19 protein-coding genes and 1 pseudogene are annotated in these 18546 nt (G+C 68.8%); 12 read left to right on the top strand and 8 right to left on the bottom strand.

The window, feature by feature from the left end:
• The first annotated feature begins 47 nt into the window (after positions 1-47).
• From pheA to FFS72_RS25605, 3 genes are all read left to right on the top strand, one after another.
• Entirely contained in the window at positions 48-968 is a 921-nt protein-coding gene (gene pheA, locus FFS72_RS25615) for a prephenate dehydratase (RefSeq protein ID WP_137876584.1), read from the top strand.
• Position 969: 1 nt separating this feature from the next.
• On the top strand, positions 970-1638 hold the full coding sequence (locus FFS72_RS25610; protein ID WP_137876583.1) for a histidine phosphatase family protein: 669 nt from the start codon (positions 970-972) through the stop codon (positions 1636-1638).
• Positions 1639-1727: 89 nt separating this feature from the next.
• Positions 1728-2339, top strand: coding sequence for a TetR/AcrR family transcriptional regulator (locus FFS72_RS25605; RefSeq protein ID WP_137876582.1), 612 nt, complete (start codon positions 1728-1730; stop codon positions 2337-2339).
• 3 nt (positions 2340-2342) lie between these two features.
• Here FFS72_RS25605 and FFS72_RS25600 read toward each other — a convergent pair whose 3' ends face one another.
• Positions 2343-2585: a hypothetical protein gene (locus FFS72_RS25600; RefSeq protein ID WP_249353535.1), complete on the bottom strand. Its 243-nt coding sequence runs from the start codon at positions 2583-2585 to the stop codon at positions 2343-2345.
• 17 nt (positions 2586-2602) lie between these two features.
• Here FFS72_RS25600 and FFS72_RS25595 point away from each other — a divergent pair, with 17 nt between their 5' ends.
• The 4 genes from FFS72_RS25595 to eutC all read left to right on the top strand — a co-directional run bounded on the left by FFS72_RS25595 (position 2603) and on the right by eutC (position 6931).
• The gene (locus tag FFS72_RS25595; protein WP_249353534.1) at positions 2603-3082 is read left to right on the top strand and encodes a ferredoxin--NADP reductase domain-containing protein; all 480 of its coding nucleotides are present in this window, start codon (positions 2603-2605) and stop codon (positions 3080-3082) included.
• A gap of 201 nt (positions 3083-3283) precedes the next feature.
• On the top strand, positions 3284-4738 hold the full coding sequence (gene eat / locus FFS72_RS25590) for an ethanolamine permease (RefSeq protein ID WP_137876581.1): 1455 nt from the start codon (positions 3284-3286) through the stop codon (positions 4736-4738).
• Positions 4735-6147 (top strand): ethanolamine ammonia-lyase subunit EutB, encoded by a 1413-nt coding sequence (locus FFS72_RS25585; RefSeq protein ID WP_137876580.1) that lies wholly within the window; start codon positions 4735-4737, stop codon positions 6145-6147. The genes eat and FFS72_RS25585 overlap by 4 nt, the downstream gene beginning before the upstream one ends.
• Before the next feature lies 1 nt (position 6148).
• Positions 6149-6931, top strand: coding sequence for an ethanolamine ammonia-lyase subunit EutC (eutC, locus tag FFS72_RS25580; protein ID WP_137876579.1), 783 nt, complete (start codon positions 6149-6151; stop codon positions 6929-6931).
• Between the two features lie 28 nt (positions 6932-6959).
• Here the strand turns inward: eutC and FFS72_RS26620 are convergent, their stop codons facing one another.
• Entirely contained in the window at positions 6960-7235 is a 276-nt protein-coding gene (locus FFS72_RS26620; RefSeq protein ID WP_502704158.1) for an SDR family oxidoreductase, read from the bottom strand.
• A gap of 365 nt (positions 7236-7600) precedes the next feature.
• Here FFS72_RS26620 and FFS72_RS25570 point away from each other — a divergent pair, with 365 nt between their 5' ends.
• The 3 genes from FFS72_RS25570 to FFS72_RS25560 all read left to right on the top strand — a co-directional run bounded on the left by FFS72_RS25570 (position 7601) and on the right by FFS72_RS25560 (position 11466).
• Positions 7601-8860 (top strand): hypothetical protein, encoded by a 1260-nt coding sequence (locus FFS72_RS25570; protein ID WP_137876578.1) that lies wholly within the window; start codon positions 7601-7603, stop codon positions 8858-8860.
• A 530-nt stretch (positions 8861-9390) separates the two neighbouring features.
• Positions 9391-9753, top strand: coding sequence for an antibiotic biosynthesis monooxygenase (locus FFS72_RS25565; RefSeq protein ID WP_249353533.1), 363 nt, complete (start codon positions 9391-9393; stop codon positions 9751-9753).
• 726 nt (positions 9754-10479) lie between these two features.
• On the top strand, positions 10480-11466 hold the full coding sequence (locus tag FFS72_RS25560) for an NAD(P)H-dependent flavin oxidoreductase (protein ID WP_137876577.1): 987 nt from the start codon (positions 10480-10482) through the stop codon (positions 11464-11466).
• 98 nt (positions 11467-11564) lie between these two features.
• Here the strand turns inward: FFS72_RS25560 and FFS72_RS26900 are convergent.
• From FFS72_RS26900 to FFS72_RS25530, 6 genes and pseudogenes are all read right to left on the bottom strand, one after another.
• Positions 11565-11738: pseudogene (locus tag FFS72_RS26900) on the bottom strand (SDR family NAD(P)-dependent oxidoreductase); the annotation flags it as partial.
• An 88-nt stretch (positions 11739-11826) separates the two neighbouring features.
• On the bottom strand, positions 11827-12984 hold the full coding sequence (locus tag FFS72_RS25550) for an acyl-CoA dehydrogenase family protein (protein WP_137876576.1): 1158 nt from the start codon (positions 12982-12984) through the stop codon (positions 11827-11829).
• Between the two features lie 25 nt (positions 12985-13009).
• Complete coding sequence (locus tag FFS72_RS25545) at positions 13010-13639, bottom strand: TetR/AcrR family transcriptional regulator (RefSeq protein ID WP_137876575.1); 630 nt, start codon at positions 13637-13639, stop codon at positions 13010-13012.
• 26 nt (positions 13640-13665) lie between these two features.
• Positions 13666-14427, bottom strand: a complete 762-nt coding sequence (locus FFS72_RS25540; RefSeq protein WP_137876574.1) for a 3-hydroxyacyl-CoA dehydrogenase — start codon at positions 14425-14427, stop codon at positions 13666-13668.
• A gap of 27 nt (positions 14428-14454) precedes the next feature.
• The gene (locus FFS72_RS25535; protein ID WP_137876573.1) at positions 14455-15648 is read right to left on the bottom strand and encodes a thiolase family protein; all 1194 of its coding nucleotides are present in this window, start codon (positions 15646-15648) and stop codon (positions 14455-14457) included.
• A gap of 100 nt (positions 15649-15748) precedes the next feature.
• Complete coding sequence (locus tag FFS72_RS25530; RefSeq protein WP_137876572.1) at positions 15749-16552, bottom strand: crotonase/enoyl-CoA hydratase family protein; 804 nt, start codon at positions 16550-16552, stop codon at positions 15749-15751.
• 174 nt (positions 16553-16726) lie between these two features.
• Between FFS72_RS25530 and FFS72_RS25525 the strand changes: the two genes are divergently transcribed.
• Positions 16727-17695, top strand: coding sequence for an NADPH:quinone oxidoreductase family protein (locus tag FFS72_RS25525; RefSeq protein ID WP_137876571.1), 969 nt, complete (start codon positions 16727-16729; stop codon positions 17693-17695).
• A gap of 14 nt (positions 17696-17709) precedes the next feature.
• Positions 17710-18501, top strand: a complete 792-nt coding sequence (locus FFS72_RS25520) for an enoyl-CoA hydratase (protein WP_137876570.1) — start codon at positions 17710-17712, stop codon at positions 18499-18501.
• Positions 18502-18546 lie beyond the last annotated feature (45 nt).

The raw sequence follows: 18546 nt of genomic DNA, 5'->3' as shown, positions 1-18546 counted from the left end.
GTCGTGGCGGGGGCGGGGGCGGCCCGCACGCTGCGTAACCTGGACGGGTGCCGCGTATCGCTTACTTCGGACCGTCCGGGACCTTCACCGAGATGGCGCTCGCCCAATTCGAGTCGTCGGGTGTCCTTGCCGGAGCCGTGGAGCGGGTCGCCGCATCCAGCCCGCCCGCCGCCCTGGCGTTGGTCCGGGACGGCTCGGTGGACGGGGCCGTGGTCCCGATCGAGAGTTCCGTCGAGGGGCCGGTGCGGCCGACGCTCGACGCGCTCGCGGTGGGCGAGCGTCTGCAGATCATGGCCGAGACGGAGCTGGACGTCAGCTTCACGATCGTCGGCAGGCCGGGGACGACCCTCGGCGACGTCCGCACGATCCGCGCCTACCCGGTCGCCGAGGCCCAGGTGCGGGAGTGGATCGAAAGCACGCTGCCGGACGCCGCCGTCGAATCCGCATCCTCCAACGCCGGGGCCGCCGAGGACGTGGCAGCGGGACGCGCCGACGCCGGGGTGTCGACGGCACTGGCCGGCGAACGGCTCGGCCTGGTTGCGCTCGCGTCCGACGTCGCGGACTTCGCCGGTGCCCGAACACGATTCGTACTCGTCACCCGCCCTGCGCCGGTGCCACCCGCGACCGGATCGGACCGGACCTCCGTCGTCCTCCAGCTCAACCACGAGCCGGGCTCGCTCGTCAGCGCGATGTCCGAATTCGCCACCCGCGGAATCGACCTCACCCGCATCGAATCCCGTCCGACCCGTATCGAGTTCGGCACCTACCGCTTCTACCTGGATTGCACCGGGCACATCGAGGACTCCGCCGTAGCGGAGGCGCTCAAGGCGTTGCACCGCAAGCACACGGTCCGGTTCCTCGGATCCTGGCCTGCCGCGACGGACGGCGGCAAACGGCCTCCGTCGGACGACGAGGCGAACGACTGGTTGCAGCGCATCGTCGCGGGCGAGAACGAAGGGACGAACTGAGTTGGCGGGCAAGCTGATCCTGGTCCGGCACGGACAGACCGAGGCGAATGTCGCGAGGCGGTTGGACACCCGGCTGCCCGGTGCCCGGCTCACCGAGTTCGGTGAGGGACAGGCGAAGACGTTCGGATCGGCGCTGGCCGGACCCCTTCCCAAGGCAGTGGTGGCCTCGGAAGCGTTGCGGGCGAGGCAGACCGCGAGCTACATCGAACAGGCGTCCGGGATCGTCGTGCAGGTCCGTGAGGGCATCCACGAGGCGCAGGCCGGTGAGCTGGAGGACCGCTCCGACCGTGCCTCCCACGAGTTGTTCGCCTCGGTGTTCCATTCGTGGCACATCGGTGAGTTGGGTGCCCGGATTCCGGGCGGGGAGTCCGGCGAGAACGTGCTGGAGCGGTACCTGCCGGTGGTGGACTCCCTCCGTTCGCAGTATCTGGACGGCAGCGACGACGAAGGCGACGTGCTCGTGGTCAGCCACGGTGCGGCGATCCGGCTGGTCGCGGCGCACCTGACCGGTCTCGACGGGCGGTTCTCCGCCGACACGCACCTCGACAACACCCAGACGATCGAACTCGCCCCGACCGCGGCGGGCGGATGGGAGTGCGTGCGCTGGGGACTGGTGCTGCCGCCGTTCCGGGTTCCTGCGGTGGACGTCGTCGACGACCCGATGGGGTGATCGGGTTCCACCCGGCGGGCTGATCGGGTTTCACCCGGCGGGCTGATCGGGTTTCACCCGGCGGGCTGATCGGCCCGTACGCTGAGTTGGTGACAGGGACGGGGCGCATCGACGGGCGCACGCTGCGATATGCGGGGCGCCGGGACGAGCTGCTCGACGCGGTCACGGCCTACGTGATCGAGAACGGGGTGGCCGAGCTGTCGATGCGTCCGCTCGCGAAGTCGGTCGGAGTCTCGCACGCCTCGCTCCTGCATCACTTCGGGAGCAAGGAGAATCTGCTCGCCGAGGTGATCGAGCGGATGCGCGGCGAGTCGATCCCGGTCGAGCTGACAGCCGAAAACCTCGACAACCCAATGGAAATTCTCCGCACTTGGTGGCAGGTGCGGATGCAGCCGGCCCAGCTGTCGCGGTTCCGCGTCATGCTGGAGATCTATGTTCAGGCCGTCCTCAAGCCGGACCAGAATCCGCGTTTCCTCGACCGGTTCGTCGGGCAGTGGCTCACCGTTCTCGAGTCCGGACTGAGGGCCGCGGGCTGCCCCGACGCCGAGGTGTCGGCGCGGGCGACGCTGGTCCTCGCGCAGGTGCGGGGTCTGACGCTCGACCTGCTCGCCACCGGCGACCGGGACCGGGTGAACCGGGCGTTCGAGACGTACGTGGACGCGCTCGCGGTGACGGTCGCCGGCTGGTCGAGGCCCTCCTGACGATCAGGGCCGACGGGGCAGGAGCGCGGGGACGACGAAGGCCCTGAGTTTCTCGCGGACCCGCTCGAGGGCGTTGTCGTCGGTGCCGTACTGGCTGATGTACATGATCTCGAGCTCGGAGATCCATTCGGAGAGCATCCGCAGGTCGAGGTCGGCGCGGATGTTTCCCGCTGCCTGTTCGTCGGTGAGGATCGGGCCCCACAGCTCGCGGGTCAGCTCGATGGCGCGTCCCGACTCGCTGAGCACACGCTGCCCGCGAGTTCGTGGCCTGGTACAACGGCCACCCCGACCACGCTGCTCGCTCGTTCGACCTGACCGGCACGCGTGATGTCGTGGGCGGCAACGGCAACGTCGCGCGCATACTCGTGTCCGACGTGGAGACGTTGCTCCGTACCGACATCGCCGATCACCCACTGGCTGCGCTGGCGGACAGCCGGATCGAGGAGGTGGTGGTGCTCGGCCGCCGCGGTCCCGAACACGCGGCGTGCACCACCCCCGAACTGCTCGCGCTCAGGTCTCTGCCGGGCATCGACGTCCTCGTCGACGCCCCCGTGACGGCGGGCCCGGACGCCCCGGCCAAGCTGAGGATTCTGGCGGAGTACTCGCGGCGGGAGCCGACCCCGGGAACAGGCGCATCGTCCTGCGTTTCGGTGCCACCCCTCGGGAGGTGCTGGGGCAGGACCGCGCCGAGGCTCTCCTGGTCGCCGACGGGCACACCGCGGATCGCATCGAGTGCGGCCTGATCCTGCGGGCGGTCGGCTACCGCGGGCTGCCCGTCGCCGGGCATGAGCGCGTACGCCGCCGCGAAAGCGGGGCTGGTGGGCATGACCTGCTCGGGTAGGGCGGATCCCGTTCGCAACGTGGTTGCAACGCCGAGCCCCATAGTGTCGTGCATCACAACGGAGGCGTTCGCGCCTTCGATCGACACATGAACGGGTGGTGGCATGTCACTGAAGGAGATCCCACAGAACTCGGACACCGCCGCCCACCACGACGGCGCCGACTTCCACGACGAGGATCGCGCCTATCTCGAGAAGCGGACACTGCGTAAGGGGTCCGCGGGCTGGTTGCTCCTCGCCGGGCTGGGTATCAGCTACGTCATCTCCGGCGACTACGCGGGCTGGAACAACGGCCTCGCGGAGGGTGGATTCGGAGGGCTGCTCATCGCCGCCGTCGTCATCGCAGGCATGTATCTCGCGATGGTGCTCGGTATGGCCGAGCTGTCGTCCGCGTTGCCCGCCGCGGGCGGTGGGTACACGTTCGCTCGTCGGGCGCTCGGTCCGTGGGGTGGGTTCGCAACCGGCACAGCGATTCTCATCGAGTACTCCATCGCGCCTGCGGCGATCGCGACCTTCATCGGCGGATACGTCGAGTCGCTGAACCTGTTCGGCATCACCGACGGGTGGTGGGTGTATCTCGCCGTCTACGCCCTCTTCATCGGAATCCACCTGACCGGTGCGGGCGAGGCGCTCAAGGCGATGTTCGTCATCACCGCGATCGCGCTGGTCGGGCTGGTGGTCTTCGCGATCTCCGCGATCGGGCTGTTCGACTCGGGCAATCTCACGGACATCGCTCCCACCGACGCGGTCGGGGCATCGGAATTCCTGCCGTTCGGTTTGTTCGGAATCTGGGCCGCGGTCCCGTTCGCGATCTGGTTCTTCCTGGCCGTCGAGGGAGTCCCGCTCGCCGCGGAGGAAGCGCGGGAACCGGAGAAGAACGTGCCGCGCGGAATCATCATCAGCATGCTGGTGCTGCTGGTCACCGGCGCGACGGTGCTGTTCCTCGCCACCGGGGCGCTGGGCGCCGAGGCGCTGTCGACGTCCGGGAACCCGCTCGTCGAGGCACTCGGGGACGGTACGGCCGCGAAGGTCGTCAACTACATCGGGCTGGCCGGGCTCGTCGCCAGCTTCTTCTCGATCATGTACGCCTACTCCCGGCAGACGTTCGCGCTGTCTCGTGCGGGATACCTGCCGAAGAACCTGTCGATCACGAACTCGAGGAAGGCGCCCACCCTCGCGCTGATCGTTCCCGGCGCCATCGGCTTCGTCCTCTCGCTCACCGGTGAGGGTGCGATGCTGCTGAACATGGCCGTGTTCGGAGCGGCGGTCAGTTACGTCCTGATGATGGTGAGCCACATCGTGCTGCGGCGCCGCGAGCCCGGGATGCACCGGCCGTACCGGACGCCCGGTGGAATCGTCACCACGTCGTTCGCCCTGGTGGTCGCGGCTGTCGCGGTGGTCGCGACGTTCCTGGTGGATCCGGTCGCCGCCCTGTGGACGCTCGGCGCGTTCGCCGCGTTCATGGCCTACTTCGGCCTCTACAGTCGACATCATCTCGTTGCGAACTCTCCCGACGAAGAGTTCGCGGCCCTCGCGGCGGCGGAGGATGAACTGGAATGACGACCTTCACCCAACAGGTGGCCGGGGTCGGCCACACCTTCCACGGACTCGTCGACCTGATGGCCAAGGCGACGCCGCTACGCAGCGGCGACGAGCTCGCCGGATGCGCGGCCGGGTCGGACGCCGAGCGGGCGGCCGCGCAGTGGGCGCTCGCCGAGGTCCCGCTCGCGACCTTCCTCGAGGACCTGCTGGTCCCGTACGAGAACGACGAGGTGACGCGGCTGATCATCGACACCCACGACCGGGTCGCGTTCGCGGAGATCTCCCACCTGACGGTCGGCGGACTGCGGGACTGGCTGCTGGCCACCGCGGCGGGGTCGGACGCGGCCGAGGTGCTGCGCCGGGTCGCGCCGGGATTGACGCCGGAGATGGTCGCGGCGGTCAGCAAGATCATGCGCAACCAGGATCTGATCACCGTTGCGCGCGCCGTGGAGGTGACCGCGGCGTTCCGGACGACGCTCGGGCTGCCCGGACGGCTCGGTACCCGGCTGCAGCCGAACCACCCGACCGACGACCCGCGCGGGATCGCGGCGGCGACGCTGGACGGGCTGCTGCTCGGGTGCGGGGACGCGGTGATCGGGATCAACCCGGCGACGGATTCACCGCACGCCACGGCGGATCTGTTGCACCTGCTCGACGAGATCCGGCAGCGCTTCGACATACCCGCGCAGTCGTGTGTGCTCTCGCACGTGACGACGACGATGGGCCTGATCGAGCAGGGCGCACCGGTCGACCTGGTGTTCCAGTCCATTGCCGGCACCGAGGGCGCCAACTCGTCCTTCGGCGTGGACGTCGCACTGCTGCGGGAGGCGAACGCGGCGGGACGGTCCCTGCGCCGCGGTACCGTCGGCGACAACGTCATGTACCTCGAGACGGGACAGGGGTCCGCGCTCAGCGCCGGAGCGCACCTCGGTACCGGGGGTCGTCCCGTCGATCAGCAGACCCTCGAGACCCGCGCCTACGCCGTCGCGCGTGACCTCGAACCGCTGCTGGTCAACACCGTGGTCGGGTTCATCGGGCCGGAATACCTCTACGACGGCAAGCAGATCATTCGGGCCGGGCTCGAGGACCACTTCTGCGGCAAACTCCTCGGGCTGCCGATGGGCGTCGACGTCTGCTACACGAACCACGCCGAGGCCGACCAGGACGACATGGACACGTTGCTCACCCTGCTCGGAGTGGCGGGCGCCGCCTTCGTGATCACGGTGCCCGGCGCGGACGACGTGATGCTCGGCTACCAGAGCCTGTCGTTTCACGACGCCCTCTATGCCCGGCAGGTCCTGGGATTGCGTCCGGCGCCCGAGTTCGAGAACTGGCTGCAACGACTCGGCCTGATGGACGAGGGCGGCCGCGTGCTGCCGGTGGATGCGGCGACCTCGCCGCTGCGCGCGCTGACGGGGGTGAAGTGACGTGGACGATCCTGCCCTGCAGAGCTTCTGGGACGACCTGCGCAGCACGACGCAGGCGCGGATCGGGCTGGGCCGCTCCGGTGACGCGTTGCCGACGGCACGGGTACTCGAGTTCCGGGCCGCTCATGCCGCCGCGCGCGACGCCGTCCACGATCCCCTCGACACGGGGTCGCTGGTCGACCGGGTCGAGTCCGTCGGGCTGGGACGGCCCCCCGTCGTCACGAGTCGGGCGGCGGACCGCGGTGAGTATCTGCGCCGCCCGGATCTCGGACGGGAACCGGCCGATCTGTCGGCGGTTCCGGCGACGAGCGCAGACATCGGAGTCGTTCTCGCAGACGGGTTGTCGCCGCGCGCGATCACAGATCACGGGGTGCAGCTGCTGACGGCCCTGGTCGCGGAGTTCGACGGCCGCTACAGCATCGCGCCACCGGTGATCGCGACACAGGCCCGGGTGGCACTCGGCGATCACATCGCCGCAGCCCTCGGGGTCCGCACGGTGCTGGTCCTGATCGGGGAGCGCCCGGGATTGTCGGTGGCGGACAGCGTGGGTGTCTACCTCACCCACCGGCCGGCTCCGGGACGCACCGACGCCGACCGGAACTGTGTGTCGAACATCCACCCACCCGACGGGCTCGCGTACACCGTCGCCGCGCGGGTGGTGTCCGGCCTCGTCGCCGGTGCCCGACAATTGGGGCGCTCGGGGGTCGATCTCAAGGACACCTCCCGCGCCGACGCCGTCACCGACGGGCGCGTCGCCCGGGTGATCGATTCGACTGCAGGGTGATTCGGCCGAGGACCGACGTCGGGTCGGATCACGTCGACGCGGTGACGTCCGCCTCGGCGCGGTAGTTTCCGGGCCACGCCTTCCCGAGGGTGAGGCCACCGTCGACGACGATGTTCTGCCCGGTCACGAAGGACGCGTCGTCGGAGACCAGGTAGGCGATGGCGCCGGCGATGTCCTCGCCCTCGCCGGCGCGGGGGATCGGCTGGAACGACGCCAACCCCTTGCGGACGTGGTCGACACTCGCGTCCAGGGCGTCTCCCTTGGAGACCGGCGCCGTGTTCCGTGATCCGGGTGGCCACGCCACCGGGGGTGACGGAGTTGGCGTAGATCAACCTGCGGATCGTGGTGTCGGAAACCAAGGCGTCCGCCTCGGCGCGGTGACCGTGCCGGGCCGCTGACCCGCCCGCCCGACAGGCGCCGCTCGCGGGCGAGTAGACGCGGCAGATCTGCGCCGAGTTGCTCGGCATGGACGACACCGAGATCGACGCGCCGGTGCGATCCGGCGTCCTGCAGACACCGGCGACGGACCCCGCACTGAGGTCGGCGGTCACCGCCGGTTAGGAGTGCGTGTAGTCGGTGATCAAGCTGTGACCTGCATGTATTCGGGTTCGGGGTGCTGTCGTCGGGTGTACGGTGATTCGGGGGTTGGACAACCGAAAGGTGCTCGTGATGAGCGGCCGCATTCGGAGCGTGACCACTGTGATGCTGACGCTTGTCGGCGCGGCGTTCGTCGTCGCACCGCCGCAGGCTCACGGCTTTGCGGAGGACATCTGCTACACCCCGGGTGGTGCGCCGCCGCACAATTGCGCACCCCTGCCGCCACCCTGTCCGGTCGACGACCCGAACGGACCGCTGTGTGGTCTCGAGGCGTTCGTCCGGTACGGCTACACCCTCACGCAACCGCTCGGCGGGCGCAGCCTGGTCCACTCCGACTCCTCCTACATCATCGCGAGGTCCGTCGGGTTCTCGGAGCAGGACGCGTACTGGATCGGGGCGTACGACGAGGCCACCGATCTCGGGACGTTCGTACCCCGTGACGTCCGGGGTGCCCCGGTGCCGGATGCCGCCGCGCTGACGACCGCGGACATCAGCGGCCTCGTCCGCACGCATTTCGCCACTGGTGGCTTCCTGTTCCACTTCCTGCCGACGATGCGCGGTCCCGCCGACCCGCAACCGGACGGCCTGCGGCCGGATGTGAACGACCCGAACAGCGAGGTCATGCTGACGCACGTCCGACGGTGGGCGATGGCCGGTCCGGGTAGCGATGCTCCGCTGTGCACGGGAGGTTTCACAAATCCGTCGGCACACGGCGACTATGCCACTGGTGCGACGTGCTACGACGAACCCGCGCCCGCGACGATCAATGGCACGTACAGCGTCGTGAGTCCGATCGCGATTCCGTTCACCAACATGACTGGACAGCAAGTTATTTCGGATGGGGTGACGTCATCGCAGTTCGACTCCTGGGTCGGCGCCGCGTCCTGGAACGCGCGGATCGGCATTTACCTCCACGCCCTCGCCGACCGGATCTCGCACCATGTCTGCACGGACGCGGGCACGGTCACGGCTCCGACGCCGGAGAGTCCGGAGTTCCGGATTGACCTGAACACGCCGACGTGCGACCAGGGACCGCATGCCGTCCGGCACGAGTACGAGACCGGAGTCGGGTTTGCCGATGTTGCTGCCGAGGATCACACCACGGAGGCGACGCTGTCGATGGTGTACGACGAGCTCACCGAATTTGCTCGTATCCGAGGAACTCTCGATGCAAATGCCCTCGCGCCGGATGCCAAATCCGCGCTGATCCAGGACGGGCTGCTCCCCGCCCTGCAGAACCGGAACCCGGTCGAGCGGATGGCTGCGGTCACCGCGGTCGGGTGTCGTTTCGGTGTTCCGCCCTTCCCGGGAAGTCCTGCCTGTCGAGGGTGACCCGGCGGGGACCTACGCGGTCGGCCGCCGTCATCCTGGACGATGCAGATCTGAGCCACAGGCTGGTGCGGGCGGTTTCTGCGGCACGCCGACCCGAGTCCTGTTCGCCCGCAGCCGGAACAATGAGCTGAGCGAGGCGTCAAACCTGTCCTTCGGCTCACTGCTGATCGGCAATCCGGAGGAGCCGACGAACTTCCTCGTCCACTCCTCGTGACTCGTCGAGCAGGTGATTGTCGAGGACGGCGCAACGGTGGGGCTCGGTGGTGGCAGGCCGGGTGGACCAGGGTGTCATCGTGGCACCCACCGTGGTCGGCGGCATGCGCGACGACCTACGGATCCCCCAGGGGGGCGGTGCTCCGTCACCGATCACCGATCACCGATCGCCAGTCAGAGGCGAGGCGATGGTCGCCACCGTGAACGACTCCGGGGCGCTCCGACGTCGTTAGTTCCGGAGCGTCGCCTCCGGTCGTTGTGCTGCTATTTTGGGTTGGTCGCACGCGTGGACGTGCGCGGGAGTCGAGGCGGGAACAGTGAACAGCACCGAGGGAGTCGGGTCGACAGGCATCGGTTCCGGCGCGGCCGCGGGCGCGAACGTGACGACCACGATCGTCCGCCGGATTCGGCCAGGGCGGGACGACGAGTTCACCGACTGGATCCAGAGCGGTCTCGGTCTCGCCCGAATCTTCCCCGGGTTCCTCGGCGGCGGATGGCTCAAGGAGAGCAGCACCTCGGACGTGTGCGTCATCGTTCTCCGTTTCGAAACCCAGGTCTCCCTGGACAACTGGCTTCGATCGGCCCTCCGTGGGGGTTGGCTGCGCACCGGCGAGAATCTCGCGGAGGAACTGCCGAACGACCGAGTGACGACAGCGGTCGACCTGTTCGAACGACCCTGACCCGTCGGGTCGTCCTGGGTCGCCTCGTCCGAGGCGGTAGAGCAGGGGCCGTCAGCCTCCGTGAGGACGGCGTTCCGCTGTTCGTCGCCAGACGCAGGTGCTCCGGTGAGTCGCGATGCGCGGACCAGCACCCAGATCGCCGAACGGCAAACGCTCCAGAATGACCGCCCTCGACGAGTAGCGTTACATCGCAGAGTGATTCGCAAAGTCGCGATGAAAGCGACGGCGGGGGAGTCGTGAGCGACGATCGACTGCACTCGAGGGAACGGTCCTTCGCGATCGCGATGGCGGCGCCGTGGTTCGCCTGCATCGCCCCGACCGGCTGAACGCATTCGTCAATGAGATGTGCGAATCCCTGATCGCTGACGAGTGTGGCGCCGATGACGGAGTCCGTGCCGTAGTCGCGACTGGAACTGGACAGGACTCCTGCGCGAGAGCGGATCTCGGTAGGCTGCCGGATCTGCTCGGCAACTCCGGAGCAGTTGTAGTACGCAGGTGAGCCGATCGTGCATCAACGGAGGTGGAGTTCGGCCCACCGTCCATCGCTCGTGGTTCTGGGCATTCGACGCTGAATGCGGCCGCCGGATTCGGTGCTTGACCAGCACTGACGGGGCATGAATGGTTGTGACGACCGCCACGGTGGATTCGCGGTCTCAACCCCCTAGCGATCGCTAGGTAACCGTGAGATGCTCTAACTACCTGCCTGCTGTTCAAGGAGAGAATCACATGGCCCTGCCCTCGATCCTGAAGGACCGGCTGCGGCTGCCCGTCGTGGCGTCGCCGATGTTCATCGTGTCCGGACCCGACCTCGTCATCGCCCAGTGCACGGCCGGCATCGTCGGCTCGTTCCCGACGCTGAACGCGCGCCCGCAGGCGCAACTGCGCGAATGGCTGACGCAGATCACCGAGGCGTTGGCCAAGTACGACGCCAACAACCCCGACACGCCGTCGGCCCCTTTCGCGGTCAACCTGATCGTGCACAAGTCCAACGACCGGCTCGAGGAGGACCTCGCGACCGTCGTCGAGTTCCAGGTGCCGATCGTCATCACCTCCCTCGGAGCGCGCGAGGACGTCAACGCGGCCATCCACTCGTACGGTGGCATCGTCCTGCACGACATCATCAACGACCGGTTCGCCCGCAAGGCGATCGAGAAGGGTGCCGACGGCCTCATCGCCGTGTCCGCGGGCGCCGGAGGGCACGCAGGAACGCAGTCGCCGTTCGCGCTGGTCCAGGAGATCCGCGAATGGTTCGACGGGCCGGTGCTGCTGTCCGGCTCCATCGCGCACGGCCGCTCCATCCTCGCCGCGCAGGCCGCGGGCGCGGACCTCGCCTACATCGGATCGGCGTTCATCGCCACCGAGGAGGCGAACGCCGCCGACGGCTACAAGAAGATGGTCGTCGACTCGAAGGCCGGCGACATCGTGTACTCCAACCTGTTCACCGGAGTCCACGGAAACTACCTGCGCGGCAGCATCACCGCCGCCGGTCTCGACGCCGACAACCTCCCCGTCTCGGACCCGACCGCGATGGACTTTGGCACCGCCGACGGCGGCGACACGGCGGGCAAGGGACGCGAAGCGAAGGCGTGGCGCGACATCTGGGGCGCAGGCCACGGCGTCGGCGCAGTCGACGCGGTGGTGCCCGCTTCGGAACTCGTCGAGCGCCTGACGTCCGAGTACGCCGCCGCGAAGGTCGCCCTGGCCGCCCTCTAGTTGTTCGGTGCCCGCGCGCCTTCTTCCTGAATGGCCCATTCATTCGGTCTGACCGAATGAATGGGCCATTCAGGAAGTAACGCAGGGGTCAGAAGATCGAGTATCCGTCCACCGTGCTCCGCGAGGTCCGCGGCGGCGTCACGCAGCCGCTCCGGCGATCGGCCCCATACTGCGACGTCCGCGCCCGCCTTGGCGAGCCCGCGTGCCATGCCGAGGCCGATGCCCGCGGATCCGCCCGTCACCAGAGCGCGCTTTCCGTTCAGATCGAACACGTTGTCCTCCTTCGGAAACGAGTGAGGGGAACCCGGAGGCCGATCGACCGGCCCCGGATTCCCCTCACTCGCGAGAGTGGATTGCGAACTACTTGAACTCGGCGGCGATGTCGCGGCCGATGATCTCCTTCATGACCTCGGTGGTGCCGCCGTAGATCGTCTGGATGCGAGTGTCGACGTAGGCGCGACCGATCGGGTACTCCATCATGAAGCCGTAACCGCCGTGCACCTGGACGCCGCGGTCGACGACGCGCTTCTGCAGCTCGGTGGCCCACCACTTCGCCTTCGACGCGTCGACAGCCGTCAGCTCACCCGCATTGAGGGCGATGACGCAGCGGTCGATGTGCGACTCGGTGATCTCGATCTCGGTGAGCATCTCGGCGAGCACGAAACGGGTGTTCTGCAGATCGCCGATCGGCTTGCCGAACGCCTGACGCTCGAACGCGTAGTTCTTCGTCCACTCGTACGCGGCGCGGGCAGCGGTGACGGCGCCGACGGCGATGCCGATGCGCTCGAGCGGCAGGTTCTCCATCAGGTGGATGAACCCGCGGCCCTCGGTGCCGAGGAGGTTCTCCGCGGGCACGCGAACGTTCTCGAAGACCAGTTCGGCGGTGTCCTGCGCGGCGAGCCCGACCTTGTGCAGCTTGCGTCCACGGCTGAACCCGGGAGTGTCGCGCTCGACGACGATCAGCGAGAAGCCCTTCGAGCCGGCGCCGGGATCGGTGCGGCACACGACGATGACGAGATCGGAGTGGATCCCGTTGGTGATGAACGTCTTCTGGCCGTTGACGACCCACTCGTCGCCGTCGCGGACGGCGGTGGTCTTGACGCCCTGCAGGTCCGATCCGGCGCCCGGCTCGGTCATCGCGATCGCGCCGATGTGCTCACCGGTGGCCATCTTCGGCAGCCAGCGATCCTTCTGCTCCGCGGTACCGAGGTGAATGATGTACGGGATCGCGATGTCGTCCTGCAGCGCCAGGCTGCCACCGAACGCGGTGGTGCCGGTGCGGGCGATCTCCTCGGAGACGACCTGCCGGAAGCGGTAGTCGGTGACGCCCGAACCGCCGAACTCCTCGGGGACACCGAGCCCGAGGACGCCTGCCTTGCCTGCGGCGACGTAGGACGCACGGTCGATCAGGCGGTCTTCCTCCCACTGAAGGAAGTGGGGCTCGACCTCGCGGGCGAGGAACTCGCGGACGGTTCCGCGGTAGTCCTCGTGATCGGATTCGAAGTGCCTGCGCTGCATTGTTTTCACTCCTTGTGGACGGTTCTCACGGGTGGTCGGGTGACTCCTGGCACCCGACCACGCGGAGGGCGATGGCGGTGTAGCTGGCGGCGACCTGGTCGGGGGTCAACGGCCCGTCCAACTGGAACCAGCGCGCGATGGACTGGCCCATGCCGAGCAGGGCGCGGACCGTTTCGGGAATGTCGTCGACGACGAACACACCCCGGTCGACCCCGTCGGACACGAGATCGAGCAGCATCAGCTCGATCTCCTTGCGGACGGCGGCGTAGTTCCGGCGATTCTCCGGCGACAGGTGCCGCACCTCGGAGTCGAGGGCGGACGGGCGGGCGCGGTGCGTCATGTTCAGCACCACGGCCTCGTAGAAATACGAGAAACGCAGGACCGGATCGTCGCCGCCCTCTGTGACCGCGGCCCGGCAGCGGTCGATGAGGTTGCGCACCGCCGACTCGAGAAGCGCCACGAGCATCGCTTCCTTGTTCTCGTGGTGGTAGTACAGGGCGGGTACCGTCACCCCGACCCGGCGAGCCAGGTCGCGGACGGTGGTGCCGTGAAAACCGTTCTCGTGGAAAGCGTCCAGTGCGTTACCGAGGATGGGGCCGAGCTGCATCGGCTCGAACTCCCGCCACGTCGTGGTGGTCTGCGGCTGTACAGTCATCGGCCCCTCCTCGGTTCTGGCGTGCGTCAGCGAGGTGCCATGCGGATGGCGCCGTCGAGACGGATGGTCTCGCCGTTGAGCATCGGGTTCGACACGATGTGCGCGGCCAGAGCGCCGTACTCCGACGGATCACCGAGACGCGACGGGTGCGGAACCTGTCCGCCGAGGGACTTCTGGGCCTCCTCGGGGAGCGAACCCAGCAGCGGCGTCTTGAACAGGCCGGGTGCGATGGTGACGACGCGGATCAGCAGCGACGCGAGGTCGCGGGCGATCGGCAGGGTCATACCGACGACGCCGCCCTTGGACGCGGAGTACGCGGCCTGACCGATCTGGCCGTCGAACGCGGCGACGGAGGCGGTGTTGATGATGACGCCGCGCTCGCCGTCGACGGGCTCGGTCTTCGCGATCCGCTCGGCGGCGAGGCGGAGCACGTTGAAGGTGCCGAACAGGTTGACGTCGACGATCTTCTTGAACGCGTCGAGCGGGAACGCGCCCTGCTTGCCGACGGTCTTGATGGCGTTGCCGATGCCGGCGCAGTTCACGGCGACACGCAGCGGGCCGAGGGACTCGGCGACGTCGAGGGCAGCGGTGACCGCGGCCTCGTCGGTGACGTCGGCCGCGACGAAGCGGACGCGGTCGCCGAGTTCCTTCGCGACGGTTTCACCGTTGGAGGACGCCAGGTCGATGATGACGACCTGCGCGCCGTCCGCGAGGAGTGCCTTGGTGGTGGCGAGGCCGAGGCCCGATGCGCCACCGGTGACAACAGCGACGCTGTCGTTGACGATCATGAGCTGCCTTTCGAGATGTGGTGGGGGTCAGAGACGTTCGATGATGGTGGCGTTGGCCATGCCGGCGCCCTCACACATCGTCTGCAGGCCGTAGCGTCCGCCGGTCGCTTCGAGCTGGTTGACGAGGGTGGTGAGCAGACGGGTGCCCGACGAACCGAGTGCGTGGCCGAGGGCGATGGCGCCGCCACGCGGATTCAGCTTCGCGGGATCCGCGTTGAACTCGTGCGCCCAGGCCAGCGGCACGGGCGCGAACGCCTCGTTGACCTCGTACGCGTCGATGTCGTCGATGCTCAGGCCTGCGCGAGCCAGCACCTTGTGGGTGGCCGGGATCGGGGCGGTGAGCATGAAGACCGGGTCGTCGCCGGCGACGGAGAACGAGTGGAAGCGGGCGCGCGGGGTCAGCCCCAGCTTGGTCGCGGCCTCCTCGCTCATGATCAGCACTGCGGACGCACCGTCGGTCAGCGGCGACGAGTTGCCGGGCGTGATGTTCCAGCCGGCCTCCGGGAACCGCGCGGCGTACTCGTCCGTGCGGAACGACGGACGCAGGCCGGCGAGGCCCTCGGCGGTGGTGGTGGCGCGGACCGTCTCGTCGAGGAGGTGCGTGACCGTCTCGCCCGCCGCATTCGTCACCTCGATCGGAACGATTTCCTTGTCGAAGGCGCCCGCGGCGATCGCGGCGGCCGCACGCTGGTGCGACTGCGCGGAGTACGCGTCGAGGGTGTCGCGGTCGAGCTTCCACTTCGCGGAGATCAGCTCGGCGGAGATGCCCTGGTTGACCAGGCCCTCGGGGTAGCGCGCACGGATGCCGGGACCGTGGGTGTCCTTGCCCATGGACGCGGTGCCCATCGGGATGCGGCTCATCGACTCGACGCCACACGCGATGACGATGTCGTAGGCGCCGGCCATGATGCCCTGCGCTGCGAAGTGCGCGGCCTGCTGGCTCGAACCGCACTGGCGGTCGATCGTGGTGGCGGGCACCGAGTCCGGGAAGCCCGCCGCGAGCAGCGCGGTGCGGGAGATGTTGAGTGACTGCTCGCCGACCTGGGCGACACAGCCGCCGATCACGTCGTCGACCTGTGCGGGATCGAGGTTGTTCCGCTCGACGATCGAGCGCAGGACGGTGGCGAGGAGCTCGACCGGGTGGGTACCGGACAGCGCGCCGCCCATCTTGCCCTTGCCGGACGCGAGGCGGACGGCGTCGACGATGACTGCGTTCGTCATGACGGTGTTCCTTTCGTGGTGGGTTTGTGACGGCCCGGCGCCCCGGAGGGGTTCGACAGAGCGCCGGACCGAGATCGGGTGGCGGCCTCGCCAGGAGGTGCTATTTGCCCTGCCAGACGGGCGCGCGCTTCTCGGCGAATGCCCGGGGGCCTTCCTGGGCGTCGGCGCTGGTGAAAACGACCTGCAAGGCCTTGAGGTTGGCCTCCCACACACCGGGCTCCCAGTCGGGTCCGAGTGCGGTGCGGTGGATCATCGCCTTCGACTCGCGCACCGAGAGGGGTGCGTTGACGGCGATCTTCTCGGCCAGTTCGAGCGCGACGTCGAGCGCGGTCCCGGCGGGCGCGACGCGGTTGACCAGGCCCAGCTCCTTGCCCTGCGCGGCAGTGATCGGCTCACCGGTCAGTGCCAGCTCGAGCGCGACCTTCTTCGGGATCTGCTGCTGCAGGCGGATGACGCCACCCGCGGCCGCGAACAGGCCGCGCTTGACCTCGGGCAGGCCGAGCTGGGCGTTCTCGTCGACGACGGCGAGGTCACTGGCAAGGACGAGTTCGGTGCCGCCGCCGAGGGCGAAGCCGTTGACCGCGGCGATCGTCGGCTTGCTCACCCAGTGCTGGACGAAGCCGGCGAAGCCCCATTCGGGGTGGCCCTCGGCCTCGAGGGACTGGCCGGAGCCCAGAGCCTTGAGGTCGGCGCCCGCACAGAACGCGCGGCCGGAGCCCGTGATGACGATGACCCGCACCTCGTTGTCGCCCTCGGCCTGCTCGAGGAAGTTGCCGACGGCGGTGGACAGTGCGCCGTTGACCGCGTTCATCGCGCGCGGACGGTTCAGGGTGATGAGTGCGACGTTGCCGCGGCGCTCGTACAGCGCAGCGGGCTCGGGTGCGGTGGTCGACTCGTCGGCCATGACTGCTCCTCGGATCGGTGTGTGATCGATTACTGAACGCTCGCTAAGATGGTTACCACGCGGTGGCGGACGGCGTCAATGGGCGACGTTAGCTAGCGCCCGTTCAGTTCGGTCTGGTACTGATGAATTCGGCCGTGACCGCGGTCGAGACGAGCGATGTGGGAGTGAGCCGACATGCGCGCAGTGCAGGTGGTCGAAGCGATCGGACCCGACGGGGTGCGGGCCGTCGACCTACCGGAACCGGACCCGACCGGACAGGTCGTCGTCGACCTGGACGCCGCCGGCGTCTCCTTCCCCGACTTCCTGCAGACGTCGGGCGGATACCAGGTGGTCCGCCCCACCCCGTTCGTCCCGGGCGTCGAGGGTGCGGGCATCGTCCGGGAAGCGCCCGGCGACAGCGGATTCCGCGCAGGCGACCGCGTCGTGGTCCTCGCGTTCGGCGGGGCGTGGCAGCGCACCGTCGCGGTGCACCCGAGCACCGTGTTCGCCCTGCCCGACGCCGTCACCCTCACCGCGGGCGCCGGGTTCCTCATGAACTACCTCACCGCCCACTTCGCGCTCACCGAACGCGCCCGGACCCGCGCCGGGGAAACCGTCCTCGTGCACGGCGCCGCGGGCGGACTCGGGACTGCGTGCCTGCAGGTCGCGGCCGCGCTCGGGCTCGACACGATCGCGGTCGTCAGCACCGAGGACAAGGCCGCGGTGGCGAAAGCCAACCGTGCCACGCACACCGTCCTCGCCGACGGATTCAAGGACGCCGTCGCCGAACTCACCGGCGGCCGCGGTGTCGACATCGTCCTCGACCCCGTCGGCGGCGACCGGTTCCTCGACAGCTTGCGCAGTCTCGCCGCGAACGGCAGGCACGTGGTGCTCGGGTTCACCGGCGGTGAGATCCCCACGGTCAAGGTGAATCGTCTTCTGCTGAAGAACATCTCGGTGGTCGGCGCAGGGTGGGGCGAGTACGTCCGCGAGGACTTCGGCTACCCGGCCCGCCAGTGGGCCGAACTCGAACCGTTGCTGGCATCCGGCGCGCTGCAGGTCGCGGAACCGACCCTGTTCCCGCTCGAGCGCGCGGGCGACGCACTCAAGAGCCTCGAATCACGCAGCGCCACCGGCAAAGTCGCGCTGTCCCTGACGACGTAGAGAGAAGGGCAACCATGAGCACCGACACCCCCGAGGTTCTGGTCGACCTGGCCGACGGAATCCTCCGAATCAGCCTCAACCGCCCGAAGTCGATGAACGCGGTGACCACCGAGGTGCTCGACGCCGTCGCCGACGCCCTCGACAAGCACGCCGACGATCGTTCGGTCCAGGCCGTCCTCCTCACCGGCACCGGCAAGGCGTTCTGCACCGGCGCCGACCTCGCCGCGAGCAAGGACAAGATCGGGGGACCCGGCCCCGCCGACGCCTCCACCATCGACGCCGCCAACCGCGCGGCCGCCGCCCTGCGCGCCTTCCCGAGGCCCGTTGTCGCCGCCGTCAACGGGCCCGCCGCCGGTGTCGGTGTCTCGCTCGCGCTGGCCGCGGACCTCACCGTGGCAACGGATTCGAGCTACCTGCTCCTCGCGTTCACGCGGATCGGCCTCATGCCGGACGGCGGCGCCACCGCCCTCGTCGCCGCGTCCATCGGCCGCGCCCGTGCGCTGAAGATGGCGCTGCTCGCCGAGCGGCTTCCCGCCGCGGACGCACTCGACGCGGGCCTGATCGCCGAGGTCTACCCGGACGCAACGTTCGCCGACGACGTCGAGGCCCTGCTGCAGCGTTTCGTCCACGGACCCTCGGAAGCGTTCGCGGCCACCAAGTCCGCCATCAACGACGCGACCCTCGGACAGCTCGACCCGGCCTTCGAGCGTGAGCGCGCCGGGCAGCTCGACCTGCTCGTGTCGCCCGACTTCATCGAGGGTGTCGACGCGTTCCTCGCCAAGCGTCCGGCGGTGTTCGGGCGCTGACGTCGGGATCGGGCGCGCGGCGGGACCGGGTAGCTGATCCAGAAG

The sequence above is a fragment of the Rhodococcus sp. Q genome, from assembly GCF_005503035.1.
In the GTDB taxonomy this organism is placed as follows: Bacteria; Actinomycetota; Actinomycetes; order Mycobacteriales; family Mycobacteriaceae; genus Rhodococcus_G.
The sequence above is the reverse complement of the archived record's forward strand: the minus strand, read 5'-3'. Positions and strand labels throughout refer to the sequence as shown.